Raw genomic sequence first — 26,685 nt, forward strand, 5'->3', positions numbered from 1 at the left:
CAAAATGAACCGTTCCGTTCGCATCATCCTTTTCCTGGCCGTACTGACCCCGTTCGTGCTGGCCTACGCCGTGACCATCGGTACCGTGGACATCGGCCTTGCCGACGTGGCTCGTGTTCTCCGGGACCGGATGGCCGGAAACCTGCCCGCCGATCCGTCGGTGTCCCTGATTGTCCTGGAACTCCGGCTTCCGCGCGTTTTTGCCGCCTGGCTCGTGGGTGCGGGTCTGGCTTGCGTGGGCGTTGCCATGCAGGCCCTGGTCCGGAATCCCCTCGCGGAACCCTATATCCTTGGCGTATCCGGTGGTGCCTCGGCGGGAGCATCCTTGTTTTATATGGGCGTCTTTCCGGCCGTCATGACGGGCATCGCATCCATATCCATGGCGGCATTTGCCGGTGCACTCCTTACCATGGCCATCGTGTATGGCGTCGCCCGGACCGCCGACGGCTTGTCGATTACCCGCCTTCTGCTGGCCGGTGTGGCCATGGCCGCGCTCATGGCCTCGCTGTCCTCGTTCGTGACATTCGCCTATCCCGATGCCAACCGGTTGCGTGCCGGGCTGTGGTGGCTGTTGGGGTCACTGTCCGGCATTACTGCGGGTGACCTGCCGCTGGCCGCCGTCGTGACCGTGGGTGGTGCCAGCGTGCTTTTCCTGCTGTCCCGCTCCCTGGATGCCCTGTTGCTGGGCGAAGAACCCGCACAGGGACTCGGCGTATCGGTCGAGCACGTCAAACATGTACTCGTTGTACTGGCGGCGCTCGTCACGGGCACACTGGTGGCTATTTCGGGAGCCATCGGATTCGTCGGACTCATTGTTCCGCACGCGGTCCGGTCGTTCACGGGAGTGAGCCACCGGTACGTGATTCCTGCCGGCTTCCTGGCAGGGGGCCTTTTCCTCGTCCTTGCCGACGTGCTGTCCATGGTCCTGTTGCCCAACCAACAACTGCCCGTCGGGATCGTAACCGCCCTTGCCGGGGTACCCTTCTTCCTTTTGCTGCTGCGTCGCGGATCGTACCGCTTCCATACGTGAACATGAAACTGAAAGACATCCAGGCTCCGATTTCAGCCGAGTTGGACGACTTCCGTGCGTACTTCCGGACGGCCATGCGCAACGACGTGCGCCTGTTGGACCTGATTGTCCAGTACCTGTTGCGCCAGAAGGGCAAGCAACTGCGTCCCACGCTCGTACTGCTTTCCGCCAAGGCCGCCGGGCAGGTCGGCGAATCCACGTTCCGGGGCGCGGCCCTGGTCGAACTGCTCCATACCGCGACATTGGTCCACGATGATGTGGTTGACGATGCAGACCGCCGTCGCGGCGTCTTCTCCATCAATGCCCTCTGGAAGAACAAGATTGCCGTCCTGCTGGGCGACTTCCTTCTCAGCCGGGGTCTGCTCATGGCCCTCGATACCAAGGAGTATGCCTTGTTGCACGTAGTATCCGATGCGGTCCGACGGATGAGCGAAGGAGAATTGCTGCAGATTGAAAAAGCCCGGAAGCTGAACATCGACGAGGAAACCTATTTCCGGATCATCTCCGACAAGACGGCCTCCCTGCTTTCCGCGTGTACCCGATGCGGAGCCGTGAGTGTAGGCGCGCCTGAAGAGACGGTGGAGCGACTGAGCCGATTCGGGGAGTCGCTCGGGATTGCGTTCCAGATCCGGGATGACCTGTTTGACTTCGGCGCCAATGACGTCGGCAAGCCCCTTGGCATCGACATCAAGGAAAAAAAGATGACGTTGCCCCTCATCCACGCCCTGCGGCATGCGTCGGCATCGGACCGGAGAAGCATCCTGCGGATGATGCGGTCGGACAGCAAGTCACCCAAGGATCTGGAGACCATCCTTTCTTTCGTCCGCAACAGCGGGGGATTGGAATACGCCACGGAAGAAATGAACCGCCATGCGTCCCTGGCGCGGGAAGAACTGCTGGAGTTGCCGGAGTCCGAGGCCAGGAATGCCCTGGACAACCTGGTTACGTTTACCATCAATCGGGCCAAATAGAGCCGTCCATCTCTGACAGATACGCCGTGGCCAGCCGGTTGAAACGTCGCGGTTGCTCGATGTTGCAGACATGCCCGGCTCCCTGCAGGACTTCCAGCCGGGCATTCGGACTCGCAGCCACGATGCGACGAACCGGCGGCAGGAACAGATAGTCCCGGGCACCCATGATATACATGGACGGGCACGATTTCGCGGCGTCGGCCCAGGCACGCATCCGTCCGTTGACCTCGCGAGTCATGCGCATCCACCGGCGGAATTCATCCGGTCGCACGGACTTCGCCTCGCGTCGGAAAACGGCACGGGCTTCGCGGGCTTTCCGCCCCGGCATGATGATCCAGGCCAGCATACCGTACAACGTACTGAAGGGCACGATGTACTTCAGGAAGTGACCGGATGCCACCAGCGCTCGGGCCACCGGTGTGAAACCGGCAACGGCTCCCGCATACACGGCCGCCCGGATCCGGTCGGGATACAGATCGACCAGGGTCCGAATGAGGATGGTGCCCAGGGATACACCCACGAAGTAGGCGGATCGGATCCCTGCGTGATCCAACACGTCCATCACGTCCTCGGCAATGGAGTTGAGGGTATACGGCCGACCTTGCCCGTCGTAATCGGCCGAACGACCGTGTCCCCGGAGGTCAACCAGCAGGATGTTGAAATCGGGACGAAAAGCCCGCACCTGTTTGAACCAGACGGCCGAAGACCCTCCCGCACCGTGGATGAAGACCACCCAGGAATGGTCGGGAGACGATTCATATGTACGATGGAACAGCATTCCGCCGTCGTACGATGATCGGCGTCCAATGTCCCCGACCTTCCGTACCTTGGCGGGACACGAATCCAGTCCGGAATGCGCGTTCAATTCTGGGGGGTGCGGGGCTCCATTCCGGTCCCGGGTCCCGAGACCATGAAATACGGCGGCAACACGCCCTGCCTGACGGTATCCCTCGACGAGTCCCACACGCTCATCCTGGATGCCGGAACGGGCCTTGCCGCCTACGGTCGCACGCTTCCCGAGCGGGAGCACACGTACATCGTTGCCCTTTCGCACGTCCACTGGGATCACATCCACGGGTTTCCCATGTTCGCGCCCCTGATGGCGGCCGGCACCCGGGTTGTTTTCCTGACCGGGATGGAGCCGTCCTTCATGGACCATTTGCTTTCCCAGATGGACGGGATCCACTTTCCGGTGCCGGCCGACGCATTCCCTGTCCGCTGGGAACAGGATTCCGGATCGGGCCAGGCGACCCTTGGCCCCTTGGGGGTGGCGTTTTCCTGGATGCCCGTGAACCACTCCGGGACGTGTTTCGCCTACCGTATTTCAGGACCGGAGGGTGATCTGGTCTACATGACGGACAACGAGCTGGGCCCGGAGCACGCAGACGTGGTCGCGTTCTGCCGGGATGCGGACGTACTGGTCCACGATGCCCAATACACCGCAGCGGAACGATCCCGAAAAACGGGCTGGGGTCACAGTTTCGTACCGGATGTTTGCCGGCTCGCTGAGCAGGCCGGAGTCCGTGAGCTCATCCTGTTCCACCACGATCCGATTCGGACCGATGTGGAACTGGACGCCATCCAGGCACAAGCCCGCGCCATTCTCGGTCCTTCGATTGCCTGCGTTGCAGCCGCCGAAGGCATGCACAGGGAGTTGTGAATGTCCAGACCTGAATTGCGCGCTGCGTTTCACTTCCGGAAGGTGTTCGGATCCGACCCTGATGTCATAACGTCTGCACCCGGACGCCTGGAAATCCTGGGCAACCACCTGGACCACACCGGTGGATGCGTCGTGGGCGCGGCCATCGACCGGCGACTGTACGTGGCCATCGCCCTGCGATCCGATTCGGGTATCCGGTTGGCATCGGATATCATGCCGGATCCGCCGGTGCTGACCACGATTTCGCGCCATGCTACCGACGCCTGGCCGGATTGGGCGGCGTATCCCCTTGGCATTGTCAACGAACTGCTGGTACAGGGCATGGAGATGGGTGGGTTCGACCTGGCTGTCGTATCGGACATTCCAGCCGGTGCCGGATTGTCATCGAGCGCGGCCCTGGAAACCGCCACCGCCCTGGCCCTCTCACAGGCATTCGGCCTGTATCTGGACCGCTCCGTCATCGCGGCCCTCTCACAACGGGCGGAAAACCGGTTTGTCGGGGTCCCGTGCGGCCTCCTTGACCAGACCGTGGTCGCCCATGCACAACCCGAGGAACTGGTCGTCTTCGACAGTGCGCTCCAGCGGCATCATACCATCCGCCTTCCTGCCGGAACGCGGATCCTGGTCGCCCAGTCCCATGTGCAACATCGACTTGCAGACAGTCCTTATGAGCAACGCGTGAACGAATGCCTGGGCGCGACCATGAGTCTGGAGCGGTTCATTCCCGGCATGCGGAACCTGGCCGAATTGCATCCGCTGGACGTTGCCGTCTATGGACATGCCCTGGAGCCGGTGCTGGCCCGACGCGCCCGCCACATCACCGAGGAATCGGAACGGGTCCGGGCCTTCCTGGACGCATTGTCCCGGGACGACCAGGTGGCCGCCGGTGCGTTGTTGTCGGCCTCCCATGAGAGTTCCCGTACCCTCTTCGAGAATTCCATACCCGAACTGGACGCCCTCGTGGCCACGCTGACCGCATTCCGGGGCATTGCCGGTGCCCGGCTCACGGGCGCCGGATGGGGAGGCAGTGTCCTCGCATGGTGTCCGGACGGCATTCCCAAAGGCCTGCCCGAACGACTGAAGGCTACCTACACGGAATTGTTCGACGCGGAACTGCAGGTATGGGATACGGGTCTTTCAGATGGTCTCCGTCTGGAGTCTGCAACACGTTGACCCATGAAACGGAAGCCCGACCCCGGTCACGGAAGAGCCATGGATGATCTGCGACACACCCCCCCGAGCGGGGCTCACACCCGTCCCTGGCTCCGGCATCCGTGGCTGCGGACCGGGCTTGAGTGGCTGGGCATCCTGGCCTTGGCGGCATTGCTGCTGTTCACCGACACGGGCAAGGACGTCAACGGATGGCTGAAGCAACAATTGCTCCGTACCGGATTCTTCCAGCCGGATATTCCGCTCGCCCAGATGCGCCCGGAGCCCGCCAATTTCAACGTACACTTGATGACATTGGACGGCGAGCCCGTCTCCCTCGCATCATTCCGGGGATCCGCGATTTTCATGAACATCTGGGCCACATGGTGTCCTCCATGCCTGGCCGAGATGCCGTACATCCAGTCCCTCCATGACGACCTGCAGGGAACGGGTGTTGCGTTCGTCATGATTTCAACGGACGACGCCGACACGGACGTTCAGGCGTTCCTGGATCGAAAAGGATACACGTTTCCGGTGTACCGTCTGGCCGCCCCGCTGCCTCCGCCCTACACCAGCAATGTCCTGCCGACCACGTACATCATCGGGGCGGATGGAACGCTTGGCCTGGTGCACGCCGGGATGGCGAATTACGACAAGCCCGAATTCCGGACGTATCTGCGCAAGCTCAACGACGCAGGTAATCGTCCGTCCCGTCCAACCAATCCTGACGCGGAGGGCTGAAAATGTCGACATCCAGTGTGTCCTCGAGCGCCTCGGCCTTGTGCCACACATTCGACGGAATATGGAGCACTTCTCCTGGTCCGACATCCACGACTTCCTCCCCGTTCTCGCCGATGAAAAAGCGGAGTACGCCGGACAGGACATACGTGATCTGTTCGTTGTCGTGCTGATGCTTCGGCACGATGCAGCCCTTGTCCAGGTAGACGTGGGCCAGCATGACCCTTTCCCCGGAAATCAGGCGACGGCCGAGCGAAGGGGACAATTGTTCTACGGGAAGGTCATCCCAGGCGAAGTGACGGACAGCAGACATGGTCACACCGTGTTGTTCATGTTGTCGGAAGCGTCAGTATACTGCGTCGCCACATGATCATACCAGCCCCCTGACATGCGACATCTCAGAGCCGTTTCCAGGCTGCTTGCAGCGACCATATTGACCCTTCTGCTGGTCTTGGTGTGGGCAATCGGGAATGTGATCGTGTCCCGCTCCACCCGACGCCTGAACAGATGGCGGCACGTCATCATGCGCGTGTGGGGACGGGGTATCCTGCGAATCATGGGCGGTCGACTGACCGTGGAAGGACCCGTTCCGCAACCGCCGTTCTGTCTCGTGTCGAATCACCTCGGCTACATGGACATTTTCGTGATGGCCGCCACGGTACAGGCGCGCCTGGTGTCGAGGGCCGACCTGGCCCACTGGCCCGCAATCGGGTGGCTTGCCCGGCACTTCGGTACCCTTTTCCTGGACCGGAAGCGCCTGCGGGACATTCCCTACGTGGCCGACCAGATGAAGGCGGTCCTGCAGGAGGAAGACGGCGTGGTCTTCTTCCCGGAGGGGACGTCCTCGTCCGGACAGGACGTATTGCCCTTCCGGTCGCCCTTGCTCAATGTCCCGGTTGAACTGGGCATGCCGGTCCACACGGCCGCCATCGCCTATTACCGCCAGGCGGGCAATGCGACTTCGGAAATCTGCTGGTGGGGAGACGTGACCTTTACGGACCATCTCTATCACCTGCTCGGGCTTCCCGGATTCGAAGCGCGGATTGTATTCGGCAGCGAGGTCATCCAGGGCACGGACCGGAAGCAACTGGCCACCGATGCGGAGCGCATGACCCGGGTGTTGCGCGAACGTGCGTCGCGTAATTTTCACGGTCCGGTTCCCGATTGACCGCGAACTTCCGCCCCTCACCCATCCCATTGATCCATGTCGACATCGGCTTTCCTGCCCGCTACCCTGTTATCCATCGCCGATACGCACGGAACGCCCACATACGTGTACCGGGAGCAGACCATCCGCGAACGTATTGACGCTCTGCGAACGCACCTGGAAGGCGTCCCGGTCCGGTTGCTCTATGCAATGAAGGCCAATCATGCCCTGCCGGTCCTGGAGGTCATGCGGGACTGTGGGTTGGGCATCGATGCCGTATCGCCGGCCGAATTGGAACTGGCCCTCCGGATGGGGTTCGAGCCCTCGGATATCCTGTATTCAGCCAACAACATGACGGATGCCGAGATGGACACGGCCGTCCGATCCGGCGTCGTCATGAACATCGGCGAGCTCTCAAGACTGGAACGCTTCGGCGCCGCCCATCCCGGATCGGACGTCTGTGTCCGGGTCAATCCCCAGGTGGGCGCCGGGCATCATGCACACGTGATCACCGCAGGTGAAAAGAGCAAATTCGGCATTCCGGTCGAACAGATTGATCGCATCCGTGACCTCGCGGCCGCCCATGACCTGCGGATTGTCGGACTGCATCAACACATCGGAAGTGGCATCATGGATACGCAGACGCTGTGGAAGGCCATCAGTGTGATGCTGGAAACCGCGCGTACGTTTGATACGCTTCGGTTCGTGAATGTCGGTGGCGGCCTGGGTGTACCATACAAGCCGGAAGAACAACCCCTGGATCTGGCCACTTTCGAGTCGCTCATCGTCGCCCCCCTGCGGTCGTATGGGGCCACACATCCGAATCCAGCGCTGGAATTCCGGTTCGAACCCGGGCGGTTCTTCACGGCCGAATGCGGCGTCCTCCTGGCCCGCGTGAATACCATCAAACCGACAGACTCCCGTGTATTCGCCGGACTGGACTCGGGAATGGGCCACCTCGTACGCCCCGCCATGTACAATGCCTGGCATACCATCGTCAACCTGAGTCGGCCGGACGGGCCGGTCCGCGAATACGATATCGTGGGCAACATCTGTGAGTCGGCCGACTTCTTCGCGAAGAACCGGCACGTGGCCGAATTGGCCGAAGGCGACATCGTGGGGATCCTGGATGCGGGCGCCTACGGCATGTCCATGGCCTCCACGTACAACATGCGTCCGCTTCCGGCGGAAGTGTGGATCCCGGTCGACGGTCCGCCCCGTCTGCTCCGCAAGCGCCTTACCCCGGAGGAGTTCGTGAGCGAGTACATGGCGTCATTCGTGCCCGGCACCTGACTGGACGTCGACCCGAAGCGGCGGCAGCCCGCCCGCCCGGGCCTCCAACCGGTCGCCTGGACGCACCGCCGATACCCCTGAAGGGGTGCCGGTATAGATCAGGTCGCCGGGCTCCAGCGTGAAGATGGCGGAAGCGTACGCAATGACGTCCTCCAGGGAAAAAATCATATCCGACGTATGCCCGGACTGTCGGCGTTCCCCGTTGACCGTCAGGCTGATGTCCATGGACACGGGAAAGGTGTCCGCGTCCACGGCTTGAAAGGGCCCAAGTGGTGCAAACGTATCGAATCCCTTGGCCACGCACCAGGGGTGTCCGGCTTCCTTGGCGGCCTGCTGCAGATCCCGCGCCGTCATGTCCAGTCCCACCGCCAAGGCAGCAACCGACGATCGGGCTTCCTGCGGCGTGGCATTTCGTGTGCGGACGCCGATCAAGGCCACCAATTCCACTTCATGGTGCACATCCCGGGACATGGACGGAAGAACAATGGTTCCCCCGTCCGGGATGAGCGCGGATGCCGGCTTCAGGAAAAGCATGGGGACCGTCGGCAATTCGCTCCTCATTTCACGGGCATGCTCGGCGTAATTCCGTCCCACACAGACCAGTTTACCGGGACGATACGTGGCATCTGCACCTTGAATTCTCAATTCTTCCATGGGATTGTCAATTGATTCGGGTCAGGTTCTGACCTATATTATGGGGCTTGACGGTAATTCACCGCCACGGCATTCCTGCCCTGTATTGCATGGTCGGGATTGACCAGACTTGTTTGTCTCTCGCGCCGGTAACCAATCCGGTGCACCAAAGAAGAGGAAAGATATGTACGCGATCGTTGAAATCGCCGGAAAACAGTACAAGGTCGCCAAGGACGATACCTTGTACATTCCCCGCCAGCAGGCAGACGCCGACACCACGCTCACGTTCAATTCGGTATTGCTGGTTTCGGACGGGTCGAATGTAACCGTCGGAAAGCCGACCGTGGACGGCGCAAGCGTGGAAGCCACGGTTCTTGACCATGTCAAGGCAGACAAGGTGTTGGTATTCAAGAAAAAACGCCGCAAACGCTACAAAGTGAAGCGCGGACACCGCCAACCCTACACGCAAGTCAAGGTTACGGCCGTAACGGCCGGCTGAACCCAACCGTAGTCGAAAACAACACATTCGGAGACCGAAATGGCACATAAGAAAGGAATGGGGTCGACCAAGAACGGTCGGGATTCAAACCCCCAAATGCTCGGCGTAAAGGCATTCGGTGGCGAGTTCGTACAGGCGGGTTCCATCATCGTCCGTCAGCGTGGCACCAAGTTCCATCCTGGCACCAACGTGGGTCGTGGCAATGACGATACGTTGTTCGCCATGCAGACCGGCGTTATCCGTTTCTCGCGTGGCGCGAAGAACCGCAAGTTCGTTCACGTCGACGCCGACTGACCCCGGAGGAATGCAGCGTCCCGTTGACGCTCCTCTACCAGACTCCATGAATCCCCTGTCCGGCTTTCCGGGCAGGGGATTTTTCATGGCACTCGGTGCCCGAGCGGAAAGTTTGGTGCCCGAGCGGAAAGTTTTACCGCCCTTGGAACGCGTACACAGGCGTTTTCCGGCAATTGAGGCCGGTTCACACCTTGGCAGGCCCTTTGTATGGTTCGGGTCGGGCAACCAATGCCCGGGACACCACGCCCCTCGGGGCTACCGACCTATCAACGGAATACTGCCATGTTGCGAAAAGTACAACTCCATACCGCTCCTGAATCGTACCTGACCGGGTACCGGCTCTCCGACATCTCGTTCGAGCAGACCGATCTCCCGTACTCTTCCCTGACCCCCATCTGGGAAGCCATGCGCAACGGCGCATGGGACACAGCCGGTTCACTGGCACGGGAAGCCATGGACGAACGCCGCATCTTCCATCCGGAAGAACGCGCCGCAATGAACATGGCACTGGCCGAGGCCGAACGACGGCTGGGAGCCACCGATTCGGCCAAACGCCTTGCGGGTCGTTCCCTCGACCTGTTTGCCAATCAGCATGCCTCGCATCGCATCCTGATCAGTGTACATCTGGGACGCAAGGACTTCACCGCCGCCTATCTGCATCTTGCGAATCATGCCGTGGGCGATACCGGGACCCCATGGGACTCGCCACTGGACTACGTGGAAACCCACACCGCCTTGGCCGCCTGGGCATGGCAACTTGGTGAATGGGATCAGGTCGCCGATCATCTGCTGTCGGCATGGCCCGAGGGCCCCGCCCAGATGCCGGCTCCGTTGCGCGAAGACTGGTTCCGCCTTGCCCTTTACCGTGGCCAGGCCCAGGATGCGGCCGAAGTCGCCGCCCTGCTCGTCACCGAACTTCCCGTGGATCGTGGGGATGAAATCCTCCAGACCATGGTCCAGAACGGCTGGATGGAACAGGCGCTTCCCATCTATACGGAGGCCTTCACGCACCGAACCGACAACGAGCTCCTCCGCCGTCGTCTGGTCGCCCTCAACATCAAGCAGGGCAACATTGAAGAAGCACGTCGCCTGACCCGTACCGGCGCCCTGCGCCTCGCCGCTTGAGCCCTGCCATGAACAAGCCCCTTTTCAGCGGACTGACCATCCTCCGCCCTCCCGACCGCCAATTGGCGGAAAAGCTTCAGGCCATCATTGCATCGGGATTGCCCCTGGATGCCGTGCATCTGGCCCGGATCCTGAGTGAGGACGCCATCACGGTCGCCGCCATCCTGAAGCGTGCCAACAATGCCTACTACGGATTGCGGGAGACGGTCAGCAGCCTGACGCACGCCATCGAAATCCTCGAGCCGGCCCATGTTGCACAGATGGTCATCGGGACCGCCCGCGACAACGCCGACACGGCCCTTGTTCAGACGCTGCTCCGGCAGGCCCGGGACACGGCGTGGGCCACCCACAAGATGGCTCCGAGTCGTCCTGCTGCTCCGGGAACGGAGTTCACTGCCGGCTTGATGTACAATTACGGCCAGATCATCCTGGCCCTGTCCTTCCCGTACCAGGCACCGGCCCTGTTCGCCTCCAGCCGCAGCACCATCCTTTTCGACCCCGACGATTGGCGGACGCCCGAGCAATTGCAGTTCGGGATGGACGCCGCCGAAGCCGGTGAATTCGCGGCTCGGCGCCTGTGTCTGCCGGATGCGCTCGTGAATGTCATGGCCACGGGTGGCCACCCCGCCCCCGCCTCCGGCTACACGCCCGCCTCCCCCCTGGCCAGCCTCATAAACCGATCCTTCTCCACGAATATCCTCCACGGACATGGCCATTAAAACCAGCCTCCCAGCGGAATCCAGGCCCGCAATCCGTCGCGTCCGCGACATCTCCGGCCGGGAAATGGTCTCGTTTTCCGCGTTCAGCAAGGTGGTCACGCATCGCATTGGAAGTCTCATCAGCTCCATCGAGGGCTATACGGATTTGCTTCTTGACGCCATTCCGGAGACCGAGGATCGGGAAAATGCCTTCAGGATCCTGGAAGGCGTCCGTCGCATGGAGGCCGTCCTTGAGGACATCCAATCGTTCCGGAACGACCTTCAGGTCCAACTCCGCCCTCTTCCGGCCGACACGCTCGTAGCCAATGCGTTCCGGCTGTTGTCGGACGTCGAGGCGTCCCGCACGAAGCTGCACGTGAGCCTCCCGGAGGGGGTCCACGTACTGGCCGACCCTCAACCGTTCCGGCAGGCCCTGCTGGCAGTTTTGCGCAATGCCATGGAAGCCACCGACGCGGACAGCGCACCGGTTTCGGTGACCGTGGACGTGGTCGAGGCCACGCATGAACTCCGGATCCAGGTCTACAATGTCGGCCCCCTGTCACCGGACACCGTCCGGGCCCGGATCTTCGAACCGTTCTATACGACGAAGGCGCACAACCTGGGCGTCGGCCTGACCATTGCCCGTCGGATCCTGCACCTGCACGGAGGCAGCATCAACCTGACCTCCGGTGAAGAGGAATTGGGAACGGAGTTCACGTTGCGCATTCCGCTGTCGACAGACTGACGGATGTCGGAAAATGGGGTATATTCACGGACTTCCCGTGACGAACCGCCCCTCCCGATGGCCGACAAACCGCATCTCCTGTTCGTTGACGACGAGCACCTGCTCCACAACCTGTTCGAGCGCCTGTTTACGCGCAACGGGTTCGATGTGACCTGCTGCGCCAGCGCGTTGCGTGCCATGGAACTCATGGCCGAGCAGTCCTACGACATGGTCGTCACGGATTTCATGATGCCGGACATGGACGGGTTTTCGCTGCTCTCCCACATCCGCGAGAAATATCCGTCCACCCGGGTCATCATGGTCACGGCCCACGCGAATGTGCAGCATGCCGTCCGGATGATGCAGCATGGTGCCATCGATTACATTCCGAAGCCGTTCACCGCCGCCGAGTTGGTGGACCGCGTCAAGAAATCGCTGGCCACGCCCATCGATGCGCCGAAAGCAGATCCTGCACCGGTTTCGACGGGCAAAGGCGCATCAACCAAACCTGCACCGGCACCGACTACATCGTATGTAGGCGAGTCCGCGCCCATCCAGCGCCTGAAGGACATGATTCCGCGGGTCGCACAGAACAAGGCTCCGGTTTTCATCCAGGGGGCGAGTGGAACCGGCAAGGAAATTCTGGCGAGACTCATCCACGAATCCAGCGATCGGGCGTCCGGTCCGTATTTGACGCTCAACTGTGCGAACCTTCCCCGGGACCTGGTGGAGAGCCATCTCTTCGGGCATCGGAAAGGCGCATTCACCGGCGCCATCGAGGACATGACGGGAGCTTTCGAGCGGGCGGACGGCGGGACCTTGCTGCTCGACGAGATCACCGAGATCGACCTGCCCATCCAGGCCAAACTCCTGCGGGTACTCCAGGAACAGGAAATCCAGAAAATCGGCGCATCGGAGGTCCGACGCGTGAATGTGAGGGTCATCGCCACCAGCAACCGCAATCTGTCCGACGCCATAGCTGACGGCATTTTCCGAGAGGACCTGTATCACCGACTGGCGGTGTTCCCCTTGTCCGTTCCTCCGCTCAGGGACCGGATGACTGACGTTCCCGTGCTCGCGGAGCACTTCGTCCGGAAGTACTGTTCCCTTTATGGATTACAGGACAAGCAACTCGATCCCGCCCTCGTGGCCCGGCTCCAGGCGCACACATGGCCCGGGAATGTCCGGGAATTGGAGAATATGATCCAGCGTGGCGTGCTGCTGTCCGCTGAGCGACCCATGGTGCAGGAAGACGATGTCTACGATGATTTTTTTGCCGATGCCGACGCGTCGAGCCGGGCCACGGACGCCCCGGGGATCGGAAAACATGAGACCATCGAAGACATGGAGCGGTACATGATCCTCGAAGCGCTGGCCGAATCCGACCAGAACCAGCAGCAGGCAGCCGACAAACTGGGGGTCAGCGCACGGACCATCCGGAACAAGCTGAAGAAGTACCGCGACGAAGGCTTGCTAGACTGAGATGTGGCGTGATTTGCCGCGGGTCGGAGGAAATATTTTCCTCCCCGCGGTTGTTTTCCCCTGCCGGTCTCCCATCCGGTCCGTGTGATGCGAGCGCTTCAAAAAAGCCGTATCGGCTCAAATCGGACGCTTGTTAAGTCCGTGGAGCCGATTTCTGCCCTGTCGCCGCCCCTGTGGCACACGCTTTGCTCCTCTGGCAATCGACTACGGTTCCAATTCCAACGATCTGACCGTCGATTCCATCATGCGAGCTCTCTTTACACAATTCAGTCTTCTCGTCGGCGCCCTCACCGGGACGCACCTGATGACGGCTGGTACGGCTACCGCTCCCGCAATCCTGTGGGGCATTTCAGCCGGTCTGCTTGTGTACGGCGTCCTGCTGCTTGGCGACTGGTCGGTACATCGCTTCCTGGAAGATGCCGCCACATCGGCGCGCATTGCTGACGGGGCGCCCTATGTAGAGGTCGAAGAACGGGATGCCGTGGAAGACAACCAGCAAACCGCCGCCGCCTGACCGCGGTCCCCTCAAACCCCTCGACCCCTCCCGTCATGTCACAGGATCTCCAAACCGTCGCCGTCCAGTTCGTCGAAGACCCTTCGGCCCGCAATCGCGAAGCGGTCGTACTGGCCGCCCTGCCATTGGTACGCTCCATAGTGGGAAGACTGAATATCCCCGACCACCCTCTGGCTTCACGGGAAGACCTGGAAAACGTGGGTCAGCTCGGCCTGCTGCAGGCGCTGGACGGATTCGATCCGGAACGGGGCACGCCGTTCGTATCCTATGCCTACGGACGCATCCGTGGGGCGCTCGTGGACTATCTCCGTTCGATCGATGCACTCCCGCGCGAACGCCGGCGACTGCTGGCCGAAGCGCATCATGCCATGGATACGCTTCGCCAGGAACTGGGCGACGAGCCCTCCGACCAGGACGTGGCTGCCCACATGAACATGTCCCTCGTGGAATACCACACGCTGTTGCGTGACGCCCAATCCCGCTTCTCCCTTTCGCTGCACGCCCCATCGGGTACCGGTGATGATGACGGCCAGACCGTGATCGAGTCCATCCCGAACGAAGACACGCTCGCAGCATTCGAGGCCATTGACCGGGAGAGCCTCAAGGACTACATCCAGACGCTCATCAACGAGCTTCCCGAGCGCGAACAGACCATCCTGGCCCTGTACTACTTCGAAAACCTGACGCTCCGCGAGATCGCCGAACTCATGGACCGGACCGAAGCCCGCATCTCCCAGATCCTGGCCAAAGTCCTGAAGACGCTCCGCGCACAGCTGGCCTACATGTCGAACCGGGCGGCCTAAGCCGAATTGTCAAAGAAGGAGACGGCAAATACAGACAAATAATGTGCGGTGCCGTATATTTCCGAGCTTCGCACAGTACGCCCACAACGGGTGTCCTCCCTCCTTTTATTGACCGAAACCCCTACTGTACATGGGTGTCATGAATCAGATCCGGGACAACACCGGAGTTATTCTTTGGATTCTCGTCTTCGCCTTTGGTGTCATCTGGGTCCTGCAGGACTCCGGTGGTCTCGATACCATCGGCAACGTCGGAAACACGATCGGATCCGTGAACGGTGACGTGATTTCGGTGGAGGAATACAATAACGCCATCGACGCGCAAGTACAGGGTTACCAGAACCAGGTGGGCGAAAGCATGCCCCCGCAGATGCTGGACCAGACCCGCGAACGCGTGTTCGACCAGCTCGTCGAAGCGCGACTGCGCGAGCAGGAAATGGACCGCTTGGGCATTGGCGTTTCCGATGAGGAGCTGATTGACATGGTCCAGGGACCGGATCCGCACTTCATCATCACCCAGTATTTCTCGGATGGTGAAGGTGGCGTTGACCGTACCCTGCTCCAGAACTTCATTGACAACCCTGAAGCCGCCCAGGACTGGATCAACATCGAGGACTACCTGCGCCAGGAACGGCGCCGGACGAAGTTGGACAACCTGATCACGGCCACTGTCCGCGTATCGGATGCGGAAGTATTGGCGGACCACCGCCGTCGGAATCGTACGGTCAATGTCGAATTCGTGGCGTTGCGTCACGCTGCCCTTCCTGACGACTCCGTCGCCTATACCGACCGTGATCTCCGCGCATTCTACGAACGGAACAAGGAGGACTTTGCGCGCAAGAAGTCGTTCAGCCTGTCCTATGTGACCATTTCCAAGGCGCCGACGGCGGCAGACACGGCGGCTGTCATGGCCGATGTCGCAGGACTCCGCGATCTCTTTGCCGAGGCCGAAGACGACTCCACGTTCCTGGCCCGGAACGGCTCGGAGCGCCCGTGGAACGATTCGTATTTCCGCGCAGACGAACTGGATGAGAATATTGCCGCCGCTGTTTTCGAGAATGCCGAGGCAGGGACGGTTGTTGGCCCCATCATTTCAGGCAATGAGGTCCATTTGGTGAAAATCGTGGATGTGCGTCCGCCCGAGGATCCAGCTGTACGCGCCCGACACATCCTGTTCCGCGCCGCCGACGGCGATGCCGAAGCACGTGCTGCTGCTCGCCAGGAAGCCAATGATGTGCGTCGTCGCATCCTGGCTGGTGAAGACTTCGCGGACATGGCCCGGGAGTTCGGGGACGATGGCACATCGGCCCGTGGGGGCGACCTTGGATGGTTCGGCCCCGGCCGGATGGTAGCGGAATTTGAAGAAGCCGCCTTCGATGCTCCGGTCGGGCGCCTGGTCGGCCCGGTCGAAACCGATTTCGGGTACCACCTCATCGAGGTAACGGAGCGTGCCACGGTGGAAGCTCAGATCGCTGACTTCGCCCTCCCGCTGCGTGCCAGCGTGGCTACCCTGAACACGGCACAAGGTACGCTGGATGATCTGCAGTACTTTGCCTCGGAAGAAGGCGACTTTGCGGCCGAGTCCGAGCGCCGGGGACTCCAGGTCCAGGTGGTGCAGGTGGAAGAGGAGCAACAGTTCATCCCCGGAATCGGCAACAGCCGTGCTTTGCAGACTTTCCTGGAAACCGCCAAGGAGGGCGCCGTTACGGAGGTCATAGAACTGAACGACGTGTTCCTGGTCGCACAGCTGGATGGTATCACGGAAGCCGGCTACCAGTCTTTCGAGGACGTCAAGGCCCAGTTGGAGCCCCGACTGCGCAATGAATTGAAAGCCGACGCACAGGAAGCCCGTCTGCAGGCCGCCCTGGATGCCTCGGGATTTGACGGTGCCGCCGCCGCGGTGGGTGTGCCTCTCCGCACGGCAGAGTCCATCGGATTCGCCAATATGGTTGTACCCGGAATCGGACGCGATCCCAAGTTCGTGGGAACGGCCTTTGGACTGGCCGAGGGTGAGGTCAGCCCGGTCATCCAGGGTGAAACAGCCGTCTATGTACTCCGCGTGACCGGTGTCAACGAGGCGCCTCCCATGGAGCCATCACAAATGGAGTCCACTCGCCAGCAGTTGTTGACCCAGCGTCAGAACCAGGTTCGCCAGCAGTGGCTTACGACGCTCCGGGAGTCAGCAGACATCACCGACAACCGCCGTCTGTTCCTTCAGTAAGGGCAGGGCCTGATCGTCGATTTCCGGGTTCACGGCATGATTTCAATCGTGCCCCGATAGACCGACTCAGCCGGTCCTTCCAGATGGACGTCCGTGGGGTTCAGCGGCTCGCCCCCGCACCCCACGTACAGTTTCCCCCCGGGCATGACCACGGTCACGACAGGACCTTCAACGAGACCCAGGTGGGCAGCCACCAGGGCTGACGCCACGGCCCCGGTTCCACACGCCAGGGTTTCCGCTTCCACCCCCTTTTCCCACGTACGGACCTTCACCCGGGACGGGCCTGTGACTTGAACGTAGTCCACGTTGGCCCCGGCGTCACCGAGCGCCTGACTGTACCGCATGGGCCGACCGTAAACCTCAAGGTCAAGGCGCGCTACATCGTCAGAAAAAACGACGGCATGTTCGGTACCCGTCCAAATGGTACAGGCGGTCGGGAACGGCGTCTCCGCGGCCATGGGTACGTCGGACCGGAACGCCCGGGGCGGCGGAACGAACAAGCGCACCCACCCCTCCGGGGACACGTGAGCCGCGTAGACACCGGCATCCGTGACGAAGTTGCTGACCGGGACACCGGAGCGCTCGCCGGATGCCGGTATGCCCGCTGCTCGCGCGAATTGCGCGAGGCAGCGGGCGCCGTTCCCGCACATGGTGCCGAAGGATCCGTCAGCGTTTACATATCGCATGCGCCAGTCGGCCGTATGCGAAGCATTCAGCGCCAGCAAGCCATCTGCACCGATGCCGGTCCGTCGGGGACAATAACGGACAGCCAGCTTCTGCAGCTCGGCATCTGAAAAATGATAAAACCGGTTGTCGATAACGATGAAGTCATTACCGGCGCCATTCATTTTCGTAAATTCGACGACAAGCGCTCTCTGCATGGGCTGGGTATCCAATCTTGGCCCCGTCTGCACGGGCCCTGTTTTACGAACCATCATAATACGCCTCCTTGCCCGAAAAACGCATTGTTATTGATAAAGCCGAGCCCCTGCTGCTGTTCGGCTTCAACGATATCTACCTTCGCCTCATTGACGAATCCTTCCCGGAAGTCCGGATAACGGCACGAGGCAATGAAGTCCACCTCAGCGGGGACGATTCGGAAATCGCTTCCGTGGAACGGGTCCTTGACGAACTGACGGTCCTGCTGAACCGGAACGGGAATCTGACCGAAAACGACATCCACACCGTGTTGGCGCTGTCGCACCGGGGACACTCGCCGGCCAACGCAGGCGACGGAGCGAGTGGGCACACCATCCTGTTCACGCCGTCGGGCGGCAGTGTCAAGGCCAAGACGGCCAACCAATTGCGTCTGGTCGAGGCCGCCCGTCAGAACGACATCGTGTTCGCCATTGGTCCTGCCGGTACCGGCAAGACCTACACGGCCGTCGCCCTGGCGGTTGCTGCCCTGAAGTCCAAGCAAGCCAAGCGGATTGTCCTGTGTCGTCCGGCGGTGGAGGCCGGTGAGCGGCTGGGGTTTCTACCGGGTGATCTCCGTGACAAGGTCGATCCATACCTGCGCCCGCTCTATGACGCCCTGGAGGACATGCTTCCTCGCGACAAGCTGAAATCCTATCTGGAGCAGAATACCGTGGAGATCGTGCCGCTGGCGTACATGCGAGGGCGCACACTGAACTCCGCCTTCGTCATCCTTGACGAAGCGCAGAACGCCACCGCCCTCCAGATGAAGATGTTCCTGACGCGTCTGGGAGCCAACAGCCGGGCCATCATCACCGGGGATGTGACCCAGACCGACCTGCCCATCCGCGAGACCTCAGGCCTGGTGCAGGCCAGTGACGTGTTGCAGGGTATCCAGGGGATCGCCTTCATCCAGTTCGACCAGTCGGACGTCGTACGCCATCGCCTGGTCAAGGACATCATCGAAGCCTACTCCCGTCATTCCGAAGAGGAGTCGTCGCGTCGGGACTGAGGCACATGCGCCGTGTCCCGTCAACCCGGGGCGAATTCCGGGTTCGATACGTGCAGGTCCCGGATGTCCACGGGATTGTTCAATGCATCGACGTGCACGACGCGCGCCGCGTGTGACCGGGCTTCGTCGGGCGTCAGGCGGGCATAGGCAATGATGATCACCTCATCGCCCACCGTTACCAGGCGCGCAGCCGGCCCGTTCATGCAGATGGTCCGGCTACCCGGCTCGGCCGGTATGGTATATGTTTCCAGCCGGGCACCGTTGTTCACGTTCACGACCTGCACCTTTTCGTAGGGCAGGATTCCGCTCGCCTCCAGCAATTCCTGGTCGATCGTGATGGAGCCCTCATAGTAGAGCTCGGCCTGCGTTACGCGGGCCCGATGGATTTTGGCACGGAACAGGGTCAATAGCATGGAAGCGGGGCTGAGCTGGCTGACGAACGGACGGGCTGATTCGCTGACTGTCTGATATGACGGCCGCAGCAACGCCCGTCATATTGCGGGCGCAGGGGAAGGTTTCCGCCTCACGGAACCTCCACAACCACGTTGTCAATGAGGCGGGCCGCCCCGAAGCGCACCGCCAGGGCAACCATGATCTCCTGTCCGGACACCAGCGCTTCCAGGGGTTGCAGGTGCTCTGTGTCCACAATCGACACATAATCGATGTCTACATCTCCGAGTACGTCCCGCACGGACGCATCAAGCCGATCCGGCCGACGCTCACCCGCCTCCAGTGCCTTCTTCGCCGCCGTCAAGGACCGGAACAGACGTGGCGCATCGGCCCGCTCGACGGTCGTCAGATAGGCATTCCTCGATGACAGCGCAAGTCCATCAGCGGCCCGGACCGTGGGTACGCCCACGAGCCGCACCGGGAATCCGAAGTCGGCTGTCATCCTCCGCAGGATGAAGAACTGTTGCGCATCCTTCATCCCGAACACCGCCACATCGGGCTCAACCCGGGCAAAGAGCCGCGAAACGACCGTCGTCACCCCCCGGAAGTGACCCGGCCGGGACCGGCCGCAGAGCCATTCATCCAAGCCATCGACGGCAACCCAGGTCCGGTTCGGTCGAATCGGGTACATATCCTCTACCGTGGGCGCGAATACCGCGTGCGCCAGCCCTTGCGCACGCAGAGCGGCTACATCCGCATCCAGGGTCCGAGGATAGGCATCGTAATCCTCCCCCTCACCGAACTGCGTCGGGTTCACGAAGATGGACACGACCACCCGGTCGGCCTCCCTCGACGCCGCCTCCACGAGGTTCAAGTGCCCTGGATGCAGGGCGCCCATGGTGGGAACAAGGGCCACCGTATGGCCCGTTTTCCGCCTGTCCCGGGTCCAGGCGGACATGGCATCGGAGGCATGGATGAGGTCCATCTATATTCAGGAAAGATCAACACGTCGGCTTCGAGAGAGAGCGTATTATAGAGGATGAACCCAACACATGGTTACAGGAATGCGTGATTTTCGGACAGAAAAAGATTCTCTCGGCGACGTGCAGGTGCCGGCCGATGCGTGGTATGCGGCCCAGACCCAACGGGCACACGACAACTTCCCCATCTCCGGAATCCGGTTCCCGCGCCGATTCATTGAAGCGATCGCCGTCGTGAAGGCCGCTGCTGCCCGGGCCAACACAGACCTCGGACTGCTGTCCGCGGACAAACGCGACGCCATCCTGGATGCCGCTGACCGCGTCAGAAAGGGCGAATTCGACGCCGAGTTCGTGCTCGATATTTTCCAGACGGGATCCGGAACGTCCACGAACATGAATGCCAACGAAGTGCTCGCCAACCTGGCCAGCGTGGCCATGGGGGGCGACCGGGGCAGCAAGCTCGTGCACCCGAACGATGACGTGAACATGTCGCAGTCATCGAACGATGTCATTCCCACGGCCATGCATGTAGCCGCCGTACTGGCGCTGAAACACGAACTCCTGCCCGCCCTGAATGACTTCGCCAATGCTCTGGCGGCCAAGGCGGACGCTTTCGACGATGTCCTCAAGTCGGGGCGGACCCATCTCATGGATGCTACGCCGGTACGTCTTGGACAGGAGTTCGGTGGATACGCCGCCCAGATCCGCAAGGGTATGGCGCGCGTGCAGACCGGCATTGACGAATTGTCCGAACTTGCGCTCGGTGGAACAGCGACCGGCACGGGCATCAACTGCCCTCCCGGCTTTGCCGAGGCCGCCATCCGCGAAATCAGCGCATTGACCGGACACACGTTCCGGGAGGCCGACAATCATTTCGAGGCCCAGGCGGCCAAGGATGCCTACGTTTCAGCATCTGGCGCATTGAATACCCTGGCCGTCTCGCTCATGAAAATCGTGAACGACATCCGGCACCTCTCTTCCGGCCCCACGTCCGGACTCTCTGAAATCCAGCTCCCTGCCATCCAGCCCGGATCGAGCATCATGCCGGGCAAGGTGAATCCGGTCATGAGCGAAGCCATGATGATGGTGGCGGCCCGCGTCATGGGCAACCATACGACCATCACCGTCGGCGGACAGCACGGAAATTTCGAGCTGAACGTGATGATGCCCGTCATGACCCACGCCATGCTCGAGAGCGTATCCATCCTGTCGGGTGGTCTCGCCGCCTTCCGGACCCGCTGCCTGGAAGGGATTACCGCGAACCGGGAACGATGCCGTGAGCTGCTGGAACTCAATCCGTCCATTGCAACGGCCTTGAATCGGACCATCGGGTATGACATGGCATCCAAAGTGGCCAAGCGGAGCGCTGCCGAGAAGCGATCCGTCCGGGACATCGTGCTCGACATGGGGCTCATTCCCGCCGATGAACTGGACGCCGTCCTGGATGTCCGCCACATGACGGAGCCCGGCATCCCCGGGGCCTGAGCCGTGGACCCGGTTTCACAGGTCCCGCCCGGGCCGGATGGCTTCCCGTTCGCGAACCTCCTGGTCGTGGAATTGGCCTCGGTGCTTGCCGGGCCGAGTGTCGGCCAGTACTTCGCCGAACTCGGCGCCCGCGTCATAAAGGTCGAAAACCCTCACACGGGTGGGGACGTGACGCGGAGCTGGCTTCAGTCCGGCGAACAATCTGATGGGCGCTCGGCGTACTTCCATGCGTGCAATTGGGGCAAGGAGTCCGTGGTGCTGGACCTGGCCACGGAGGAAGGGCGCGCTGTCCGGGACCGTCTGGTGGCGCGCGCGGATATCGTTCTCGTGAACGCCTTGCCCGGCGCCCGCGCGCGCACGGGCACCGATATCGAAGCCTGGCGACAGGCCTGGCCGCGCCTGATTGTCGGCCTGATTTCCGGATACGCCGACGACCCGGAGCGACCAGGATTTGACGCCCTCATCCAGGCGGAGTCCGGGTTCTACCACCTGAACGGATCGGCCAGCGGACCGCAGAAGATGCCGGTCGCACTCATGGATCTCCTTGCGGCACATGGACTCAAGGAGGAGCTCCTCGTAGCCTTGCTGAATCGGGCGACTCACGGGCGGGGTGCGGTCGTAGAAGTCAGCCTCATGGATGCCGCGCTCGCATCGCTCGCCAATCGCGCCACCGGATTCCTGCACACGGGTGTGGACACCGGACCGGAAGGATCGGATCATCCCATGATTGCGCCTTATGGAACCGTATTCACCTGCACGGACGGGACACCCGTTGTAGTCGCGGTCGGGTCGGACGGCCAGTTCCATGCGCTGTGCGATCTTCTGGAGGTGCCCCTGTCGAGGGATCCGCGCTTCGCCACGAATGCAGCCCGCGTCCGGAACCGGACGATACTCAAGGAGCGTCTGCAGGACAGCATCGGGAAGCGATCAACAGATGCGTTCCTGGCCGACTGCCGCGCCGCACGGGTGCCTGCCGGGCGCGTCGCCGACCTGGAAACAGCACTCGCACATGCGCACGATGCGCTCTTCCTGCATGACACCGCGGGTCGCCGGAAAGGCCTCCGGAGTCGGCTCGGCATCCGCCGGGACTCGTCCGGCCCCATGCCACACCTGACGGAGCCCCCCGTCCTGGGCGCACACACGGAAGCCATCCGGACCGAGTTTTCCGGCGAGGGGTCAACATACCTCGGTACGGACTGATCAGTCGCTCAATCGATGCCGACGGTGCCTTCCAGTTCACTGACCAGCCACAGTCCTTCCTGGGTATTGGTTTCCCGGACACGCGCCACCTGTTCCACCGAGACCGGACCGGCATCGTTGCCGAAGGACGACCGGACGTAGGTCAACACGTTGGCAATCTGCTCGTCGGTCAGGAAGGCATGCGGGGTCATCACGTTGTTGTATTCCTGGCCATGTACGGTGATGGGACCCTGCATGCCGTTCAATACAAGACGTATGAGTCTGCCTTCATCACCCTGCGCCCACTCGCTGTCCGTGAGGGGCGGAAAGGCACCCGGGACGCCCACACCGTCAGGCTGATGACACAAGGCACAGTACCGGGCAAAGACGTCCTGGCCGGCCACCTGCCCGGACGTAGGACTGCAACCGGTCATCAATACGATGACCAGCACACCGAACGGGAAGCTGCCACCGGCGCCGTGTCCCGAACCGTTCCATTCACTTCTCATGCTATCCCACACTCCTGTTTTCATTACGGTGATGTGATGAGGGGGGCCACATCCACCCGCTGACCGGTCACGAGGCTGCCCCCCGATTCCACTTCAAACAACGCTCCCCGGGTCCCGGTCGCCAATACGGCCTGGCGGGCCTCCTCGGATGTCCGGCGGGCAAACAGATCACACGGACGGTGCGGCTTTGCGGTCCGGATGAGCGTGACGTTGCCCATGCGCAACCGGTCCCCTTCCTTCAACCGGGACAGATCCACGCCCGAGGTGACCAGGTTGTCTCCGGGAACGTCCCAGGCCGTGCCCAGGACATCCAGGACTTCCCGGGCGATGGCCGTCACGTGCCGACCGGGGACATCCTCTCCTTTCCAGAACGATTTCCTGGCGTGGTCGCCCGCAAACCCTGCGCCTTGCAACACATCCACGCGGGATACGCGGACGTGGACGCCCGGGGCGGGTTTTTCAATGAGCGCGGCCACCGTGGGCTCGCCCTCATACCGAAGGGTTTCAAGCGTTGGAATGAGCATCACGGACCGGCAAGGAATATCCTGGACCAAATAAGAGCCACACACTGCAATATACCTCCCGATCGCAATCCAGGACGTATCTTCCGGCATGATTCGGGACGAGTTCAAACAGATTGACGCATCTGACATCGCCGTTTACGGGTTCGCGCGGCTCATGGCCATCGTGGGGCTGCTCGTCGCCGCGTATCTCCTGTACAAAACCCGATCCGTCGTCCAACCCGGTGTCCTGATCGCAATTTCGGCCGCCACGACCCTCTGGGTGACGGGCCGATGGCTGCCCGGACTCCTCCGCCCCATCCATCGATCCTGGATGATGCTGGCCGTGCTGCTCGGATTCGTCATGACGCGGGTCATCCTGTTCATCGTGTTCGCGCTCGTCGTCACGCCCATCGGAATCTTCATGCGGCTTCTGGGGAAGGATCCGCTGAAAAAACGGCCCGATGCCACATTGGCCACCTACTGGATCCCGAAAGAGCCCGCGGAGCCGCCTGCCACCCGTTTCCGGCGCCTGTTCTGAACAGCCTTCTACGCCGCCGGCCCGATGTCCCACGGTGAATCGGCTTGCTCCGTGCGCGATCGCGCCCGCTCCATGAGGACCTGCTGGAATCCATGGATAGGGGCGTCCGGATCTTCCGGCATCCTGAGCAGCCACCGTCCGTCGGACTGCAATTCCCACGCCGAGGCAGGGTCGCTTAGTGCCAGCTGAAGGCTCCGGATGAAGCGTGCCCGGATGGACGCATCGTCGATCTCGACGACCACCTCGACCCGGTCTTCCAGGTTCCGGCGCTGCCAGTCCGCGCTGCCAATGAAGACCCGCGGATGGTTGTTGTTCTGGAAGTAATAGACGCGGCTGTGCTCCAGGAACCGCCCGATGATGCTCACGACCCGGATGTTTTCCGAGTATCGTTTCAGCCCGGGACGCAGGCGGCAATGCCCCCGCACAATCAGGTCCACCTGCACGCCTGCCTGACTTGCCCGGTAGAGCTCCCGGATCATGACCAGATCATCCAGCGCATTCATTTTCGCGATGATGCGCCCGTTTCCATGCGCCTTGTGATGCGCCACTTCGGCATGGACGAGGTCAATGAAATGGCGCCGCATTTCACGCGGGGCGACAATCAGGCGCAAATAATGCTGTTCGGGGGCGTATCCCGTCAGGTAATGGAACAGGTTGATCATGTCCCGACCAATGTCCGGAGCGCACGTGAACAACCCGGTGTCGGTGTAGAGCCGTGCCGTCGTGGGATTGTAATTCCCCGTGCCGATATGGCAATACGTACGGAGCCCGTCTGCTTCTTCCCGGATGACGAGCGTGGTCTTTGAATGGGTTTTCAGTCCGACGAGACCATAGGTCACATGGACGCCCGACTCCTCCAGCTTCTGTCCCCACTCGATATTGTTCTTCTCGTCGAACCGGGCCTTGACTTCCACGAGAACGGCCACCTGCTTGCCTTTCTCCGCCGCACGGATGAGGGCTTTGACGATGGGCGATTCATCGGAGGTACGATACAGGGTCTGCTTGATGGCCACGACGTGCGCATCGTCTGCGGCTTCGTCCAGGAAGCGCAACACACTTGATGTGAACGATTCGTACGGGTGATGCACCATGAGATCTGCACGGCGGATGATCTCGAACATGTCCAACCGGTCCTTGGCCTCCCCTTCGTGCAACAACCGTGTGGGGACGACCGGCTCCCAGTGCTCGTATTGATGCCCTGGACGCGGCACATTGGCCAGCGCACCTACCGACCCCAGGTCCAACGCCCCGTTCGAGCGGTACGTGTCGGCTTCGGTCAGATTCAGCTCCCGCTTCAGCAGGTCCACGACGTCCCGGGGCATATTGGCGTCGACTTCAAGACGGACAATGGGGGCAAACCGCCGCTCCCGGAGTTCGTCGGAAATCATGGCAATGAGATCATCCGCTTCCTCCTCGTCCCGCTCTATGTCCGCATTCCGTGTAATCCGGAACGCGTGCACACCAATGACCTGCATGCCCCGGAACAGGTCGCCGATGTTGTTCGATATGACCTGCTCAATGGGCACGAACGTCTCGCCGTCGGGCAGGGGTACGAAGCGTCCACGACTGGTGGGCACCTTCAGGCGGGCAAAATGCTCCGTGTGGCGGGTCGGGTGGCGAAGGGTGACCGCCAGCGACAGGCTCAGGTTCGAAATGAACGGGAACGGATGGCCCGGATCCACGGCCAGGGGCGTCAGGATCGGGAAGATGTGCTGCTGGAACCAGTGACAGACGTACATTTTCCCGTCGTCATCCAGGTCCTCGAAATCTGTCACCCGGACCTGTGCGACCGTGGCCAGCGTGGGTCGAAGTTCGCGTTCCCAGGCGTCGGCCAACGCAACGGCCATCCGGGCCGTGGCTTCCCGGGCCAATTGGAGCTGATCCTGGGGAGAGCGCCCGTCCGGCGACGGCCGGTCCACGCCGGCAGCAGCCTGCCGCTTGAGCCCGCCAATCCGCTTGCGGAAGAACTCGTCCAGGTTCGTGGCGGCAATCGACAGGAACCGGGCGCGTTCCAGTACCGGCACCCGGCAGTCCCTGGCCTGGTACAGTACCCGCCAGTTGAAGTCCAGCCAACTCATCTCCCGGTTGAAGTACAGGCGTGCGTCGTCGAGCGTTACCCGTTGCGGGACAACACGCGGTGCCGTCGAAGTGGGTACCACGTCGACCAGGCTGTAGCTGGTTTCCATCTCTTCCATC

Annotated in this window: 29 protein-coding genes; 20 read left to right on the forward strand and 9 right to left on the reverse strand. The window is 61.7% G+C overall.

Annotation, left to right across the window (positions count from 1 at the left end):
* The first annotated feature begins 4 nt into the window (after positions 1-4).
* Both RIE53_04115 and RIE53_04120 read left to right on the forward strand, forming a co-directional pair.
* Positions 5-1,030, forward strand: a complete 1,026-nt coding sequence (locus tag RIE53_04115) for an iron ABC transporter permease (GenBank protein ID MEQ9103859.1) — start codon at positions 5-7, stop codon at positions 1,028-1,030.
* A 2-nt stretch (positions 1,031-1,032) separates the two neighbouring features.
* A complete protein-coding gene (locus RIE53_04120; GenBank protein MEQ9103860.1) occupies positions 1,033-2,001 on the forward strand; it encodes a polyprenyl synthetase family protein in 969 nt (322 codons plus the stop codon).
* Here RIE53_04120 and RIE53_04125 read toward each other — a convergent pair.
* Entirely contained in the window at positions 1,985-2,779 is a 795-nt protein-coding gene (locus RIE53_04125) for an alpha/beta fold hydrolase (GenBank protein ID MEQ9103861.1), read from the reverse strand. The two genes, RIE53_04120 and RIE53_04125, sit on opposite strands and share 17 nt — an antisense overlap.
* 75 nt (positions 2,780-2,854) lie before the next feature.
* On the opposite strand from RIE53_04125, the gene RIE53_04130 reads away from it, so the two are divergent.
* The 3 genes from RIE53_04130 to RIE53_04140 are packed head-to-tail and all read left to right on the forward strand — an operon-like array spanning position 2,855 to position 5,551.
* Entirely contained in the window at positions 2,855-3,661 is an 807-nt protein-coding gene (locus RIE53_04130; GenBank protein MEQ9103862.1) for an MBL fold metallo-hydrolase, read from the forward strand.
* Positions 3,662-4,834, forward strand: coding sequence for a galactokinase family protein (locus tag RIE53_04135; GenBank protein MEQ9103863.1), 1,173 nt, complete (start codon positions 3,662-3,664; stop codon positions 4,832-4,834).
* 3 nt (positions 4,835-4,837) lie between these two features.
* Complete coding sequence (locus RIE53_04140; GenBank protein ID MEQ9103864.1) at positions 4,838-5,551, forward strand: TlpA disulfide reductase family protein; 714 nt, start codon at positions 4,838-4,840, stop codon at positions 5,549-5,551.
* Here the strand turns inward: RIE53_04140 and RIE53_04145 are convergent.
* On the reverse strand, positions 5,496-5,861 hold the full coding sequence (locus RIE53_04145) for a cupin domain-containing protein (GenBank protein ID MEQ9103865.1): 366 nt from the start codon (positions 5,859-5,861) through the stop codon (positions 5,496-5,498). The genes RIE53_04140 and RIE53_04145 overlap by 56 nt on opposite strands.
* 75 nt (positions 5,862-5,936) lie before the next feature.
* Between RIE53_04145 and RIE53_04150 the strand changes: the two genes are divergently transcribed.
* On the forward strand, positions 5,937-6,716 hold the full coding sequence (locus RIE53_04150) for a lysophospholipid acyltransferase family protein (protein ID MEQ9103866.1): 780 nt from the start codon (positions 5,937-5,939) through the stop codon (positions 6,714-6,716).
* A gap of 36 nt (positions 6,717-6,752) precedes the next feature.
* Positions 6,753-7,988 (forward strand): diaminopimelate decarboxylase, encoded by a 1,236-nt coding sequence (gene lysA, locus RIE53_04155; GenBank protein MEQ9103867.1) that lies wholly within the window; start codon positions 6,753-6,755, stop codon positions 7,986-7,988.
* Here the strand turns inward: lysA and RIE53_04160 are convergent.
* Positions 7,968-8,642, reverse strand: a complete 675-nt coding sequence (locus RIE53_04160) for a fumarylacetoacetate hydrolase family protein (GenBank protein MEQ9103868.1) — start codon at positions 8,640-8,642, stop codon at positions 7,968-7,970. The two genes, lysA and RIE53_04160, sit on opposite strands and share 21 nt — an antisense overlap.
* Positions 8,643-8,805: 163 nt before the next feature.
* Here RIE53_04160 and rplU point away from each other — a divergent pair, with 163 nt between their 5' ends.
* From rplU to RIE53_04205, 9 genes are all read left to right on the forward strand, one after another.
* A complete protein-coding gene (rplU, locus tag RIE53_04165) occupies positions 8,806-9,120 on the forward strand; it encodes a 50S ribosomal protein L21 (protein MEQ9103869.1) in 315 nt (104 codons plus the stop codon).
* A 39-nt stretch (positions 9,121-9,159) separates the two neighbouring features.
* The gene (gene rpmA, locus RIE53_04170; GenBank protein MEQ9103870.1) at positions 9,160-9,414 is read left to right on the forward strand and encodes a 50S ribosomal protein L27; all 255 of its coding nucleotides are present in this window, start codon (positions 9,160-9,162) and stop codon (positions 9,412-9,414) included.
* 282 nt (positions 9,415-9,696) lie between these two features.
* Positions 9,697-10,539 (forward strand): hypothetical protein, encoded by an 843-nt coding sequence (locus RIE53_04175; GenBank protein ID MEQ9103871.1) that lies wholly within the window; start codon positions 9,697-9,699, stop codon positions 10,537-10,539.
* Positions 10,540-10,547: 8 nt separating this feature from the next.
* Positions 10,548-11,258: an HDOD domain-containing protein gene (locus RIE53_04180; protein MEQ9103872.1), complete on the forward strand. Its 711-nt coding sequence runs from the start codon at positions 10,548-10,550 to the stop codon at positions 11,256-11,258.
* Positions 11,248-11,982, forward strand: coding sequence for a HAMP domain-containing sensor histidine kinase (locus tag RIE53_04185; protein ID MEQ9103873.1), 735 nt, complete (start codon positions 11,248-11,250; stop codon positions 11,980-11,982). Before RIE53_04180 ends, RIE53_04185 begins: the two co-directional genes overlap by 11 nt.
* Before the next feature lie 57 nt (positions 11,983-12,039).
* Positions 12,040-13,443: a sigma-54 dependent transcriptional regulator gene (locus tag RIE53_04190; GenBank protein ID MEQ9103874.1), complete on the forward strand. Its 1,404-nt coding sequence runs from the start codon at positions 12,040-12,042 to the stop codon at positions 13,441-13,443.
* Between the two features lie 244 nt (positions 13,444-13,687).
* A complete protein-coding gene (locus RIE53_04195) occupies positions 13,688-13,957 on the forward strand; it encodes a hypothetical protein (GenBank protein ID MEQ9103875.1) in 270 nt (89 codons plus the stop codon).
* A gap of 35 nt (positions 13,958-13,992) precedes the next feature.
* A complete protein-coding gene (locus tag RIE53_04200; protein MEQ9103876.1) occupies positions 13,993-14,760 on the forward strand; it encodes a FliA/WhiG family RNA polymerase sigma factor in 768 nt (255 codons plus the stop codon).
* 139 nt (positions 14,761-14,899) lie between these two features.
* On the forward strand, positions 14,900-16,978 hold the full coding sequence (locus RIE53_04205; GenBank protein ID MEQ9103877.1) for a peptidyl-prolyl cis-trans isomerase: 2,079 nt from the start codon (positions 14,900-14,902) through the stop codon (positions 16,976-16,978).
* Positions 16,979-17,007: 29 nt separating this feature from the next.
* Here the strand turns inward: RIE53_04205 and dapF are convergent, their stop codons facing one another.
* Positions 17,008-17,859 carry a diaminopimelate epimerase gene (gene dapF, locus RIE53_04210; protein ID MEQ9103878.1) on the reverse strand — a complete coding sequence of 284 codons (852 nt, stop codon included), beginning with the start codon at positions 17,857-17,859 and terminating at the stop codon, positions 17,008-17,010.
* Between the two features lie 68 nt (positions 17,860-17,927).
* Here dapF and RIE53_04215 point away from each other — a divergent pair, with 68 nt between their 5' ends.
* Positions 17,928-18,905 carry a PhoH family protein gene (locus RIE53_04215; protein ID MEQ9103879.1) on the forward strand — a complete coding sequence of 326 codons (978 nt, stop codon included), beginning with the start codon at positions 17,928-17,930 and terminating at the stop codon, positions 18,903-18,905.
* A gap of 20 nt (positions 18,906-18,925) precedes the next feature.
* Here RIE53_04215 and RIE53_04220 read toward each other — a convergent pair whose 3' ends face one another.
* Both RIE53_04220 and panC read right to left on the reverse strand, forming a co-directional pair.
* Complete coding sequence (locus RIE53_04220) at positions 18,926-19,318, reverse strand: aspartate 1-decarboxylase (protein ID MEQ9103880.1); 393 nt, start codon at positions 19,316-19,318, stop codon at positions 18,926-18,928.
* 110 nt (positions 19,319-19,428) lie between these two features.
* Positions 19,429-20,280, reverse strand: coding sequence for a pantoate--beta-alanine ligase (gene panC, locus RIE53_04225; protein MEQ9103881.1), 852 nt, complete (start codon positions 20,278-20,280; stop codon positions 19,429-19,431).
* Positions 20,281-20,359: 79 nt separating this feature from the next.
* On the opposite strand from panC, the gene RIE53_04230 reads away from it, so the two are divergent.
* Together RIE53_04230 and RIE53_04235 are read left to right on the forward strand one after the other, a co-directional pair.
* Positions 20,360-21,760: a class II fumarate hydratase gene (locus tag RIE53_04230; protein ID MEQ9103882.1), complete on the forward strand. Its 1,401-nt coding sequence runs from the start codon at positions 20,360-20,362 to the stop codon at positions 21,758-21,760.
* A gap of 3 nt (positions 21,761-21,763) precedes the next feature.
* The gene (locus RIE53_04235) at positions 21,764-22,960 is read left to right on the forward strand and encodes a CaiB/BaiF CoA-transferase family protein (GenBank protein ID MEQ9103883.1); all 1,197 of its coding nucleotides are present in this window, start codon (positions 21,764-21,766) and stop codon (positions 22,958-22,960) included.
* 8 nt (positions 22,961-22,968) lie between these two features.
* Here RIE53_04235 and RIE53_04240 read toward each other — a convergent pair whose 3' ends face one another.
* Complete coding sequence (locus tag RIE53_04240; GenBank protein MEQ9103884.1) at positions 22,969-23,448, reverse strand: cytochrome c; 480 nt, start codon at positions 23,446-23,448, stop codon at positions 22,969-22,971.
* Positions 23,449-23,471: 23 nt separating this feature from the next.
* A complete protein-coding gene (locus tag RIE53_04245; protein MEQ9103885.1) occupies positions 23,472-23,975 on the reverse strand; it encodes a sulfurase in 504 nt (167 codons plus the stop codon).
* A gap of 85 nt (positions 23,976-24,060) precedes the next feature.
* On the opposite strand from RIE53_04245, the gene RIE53_04250 reads away from it, so the two are divergent.
* Positions 24,061-24,489, forward strand: a complete 429-nt coding sequence (locus tag RIE53_04250; protein ID MEQ9103886.1) for an SxtJ family membrane protein — start codon at positions 24,061-24,063, stop codon at positions 24,487-24,489.
* 8 nt (positions 24,490-24,497) lie between these two features.
* On the opposite strand, the gene ppk1 is transcribed toward RIE53_04250, so the two are convergent.
* Entirely contained in the window at positions 24,498-26,684 is a 2,187-nt protein-coding gene (gene ppk1 / locus RIE53_04255) for a polyphosphate kinase 1 (protein ID MEQ9103887.1), read from the reverse strand.
* Between the last annotated feature and the right edge of the window lies 1 nt (position 26,685).

Source organism: Rhodothermales bacterium (genome assembly GCA_040221055.1).
GTDB lineage: Bacteria > Bacteroidota > Rhodothermia > Rhodothermales > UBA10348 > 1-14-0-65-60-17.

Bases quoted from the DNA above. Each gene is read 5' to 3' on its own strand.
- RIE53_04115 (MEQ9103859.1), top strand. From the start codon at position 5: ATGAACCGTTCCGTTCGCATCATCCTTTTCCTGGCCGTACTGACCCCG.
- RIE53_04120 (MEQ9103860.1), top strand. From the start codon at position 1,033: ATGAAACTGAAAGACATCCAGGCTCCGATTTCAGCCGAGTTGGACGAC.
- RIE53_04125 (MEQ9103861.1), bottom strand. From the start codon at position 2,779: ATGCTGTTCCATCGTACATATGAATCGTCTCCCGACCATTCCTGGGTG.
- RIE53_04130 (MEQ9103862.1), top strand. From the start codon at position 2,855: ATGCGCGTTCAATTCTGGGGGGTGCGGGGCTCCATTCCGGTCCCGGGT.
- RIE53_04135 (MEQ9103863.1), top strand. From the start codon at position 3,662: ATGTCCAGACCTGAATTGCGCGCTGCGTTTCACTTCCGGAAGGTGTTC.
- RIE53_04140 (MEQ9103864.1), top strand. From the start codon at position 4,838: ATGAAACGGAAGCCCGACCCCGGTCACGGAAGAGCCATGGATGATCTG.
- RIE53_04145 (MEQ9103865.1), bottom strand. From the start codon at position 5,861: ATGTCTGCTGTCCGTCACTTCGCCTGGGATGACCTTCCCGTAGAACAA.
- RIE53_04150 (MEQ9103866.1), top strand. From the start codon at position 5,937: ATGCGACATCTCAGAGCCGTTTCCAGGCTGCTTGCAGCGACCATATTG.
- lysA (MEQ9103867.1), top strand. From the start codon at position 6,753: ATGTCGACATCGGCTTTCCTGCCCGCTACCCTGTTATCCATCGCCGAT.
- RIE53_04160 (MEQ9103868.1), bottom strand. From the start codon at position 8,642: ATGGAAGAATTGAGAATTCAAGGTGCAGATGCCACGTATCGTCCCGGT.
- rplU (MEQ9103869.1), top strand. From the start codon at position 8,806: ATGTACGCGATCGTTGAAATCGCCGGAAAACAGTACAAGGTCGCCAAG.
- rpmA (MEQ9103870.1), top strand. From the start codon at position 9,160: ATGGCACATAAGAAAGGAATGGGGTCGACCAAGAACGGTCGGGATTCA.
- RIE53_04175 (MEQ9103871.1), top strand. From the start codon at position 9,697: ATGTTGCGAAAAGTACAACTCCATACCGCTCCTGAATCGTACCTGACC.
- RIE53_04180 (MEQ9103872.1), top strand. From the start codon at position 10,548: ATGAACAAGCCCCTTTTCAGCGGACTGACCATCCTCCGCCCTCCCGAC.
- RIE53_04185 (MEQ9103873.1), top strand. From the start codon at position 11,248: ATGGCCATTAAAACCAGCCTCCCAGCGGAATCCAGGCCCGCAATCCGT.
- RIE53_04190 (MEQ9103874.1), top strand. From the start codon at position 12,040: ATGGCCGACAAACCGCATCTCCTGTTCGTTGACGACGAGCACCTGCTC.
- RIE53_04195 (MEQ9103875.1), top strand. From the start codon at position 13,688: ATGCGAGCTCTCTTTACACAATTCAGTCTTCTCGTCGGCGCCCTCACC.
- RIE53_04200 (MEQ9103876.1), top strand. From the start codon at position 13,993: ATGTCACAGGATCTCCAAACCGTCGCCGTCCAGTTCGTCGAAGACCCT.
- RIE53_04205 (MEQ9103877.1), top strand. From the start codon at position 14,900: ATGAATCAGATCCGGGACAACACCGGAGTTATTCTTTGGATTCTCGTC.
- dapF (MEQ9103878.1), bottom strand. From the start codon at position 17,859: ATGCAGAGAGCGCTTGTCGTCGAATTTACGAAAATGAATGGCGCCGGT.
- RIE53_04220 (MEQ9103880.1), bottom strand. From the start codon at position 19,318: ATGCTATTGACCCTGTTCCGTGCCAAAATCCATCGGGCCCGCGTAACG.
- panC (MEQ9103881.1), bottom strand. From the start codon at position 20,280: ATGGACCTCATCCATGCCTCCGATGCCATGTCCGCCTGGACCCGGGAC.
- RIE53_04230 (MEQ9103882.1), top strand. From the start codon at position 20,360: ATGCGTGATTTTCGGACAGAAAAAGATTCTCTCGGCGACGTGCAGGTG.
- RIE53_04240 (MEQ9103884.1), bottom strand. From the start codon at position 23,448: ATGAGAAGTGAATGGAACGGTTCGGGACACGGCGCCGGTGGCAGCTTC.
- RIE53_04250 (MEQ9103886.1), top strand. From the start codon at position 24,061: ATGATTCGGGACGAGTTCAAACAGATTGACGCATCTGACATCGCCGTT.
- ppk1 (MEQ9103887.1), bottom strand. From the start codon at position 26,684: ATGGAAGAGATGGAAACCAGCTACAGCCTGGTCGACGTGGTACCCACT.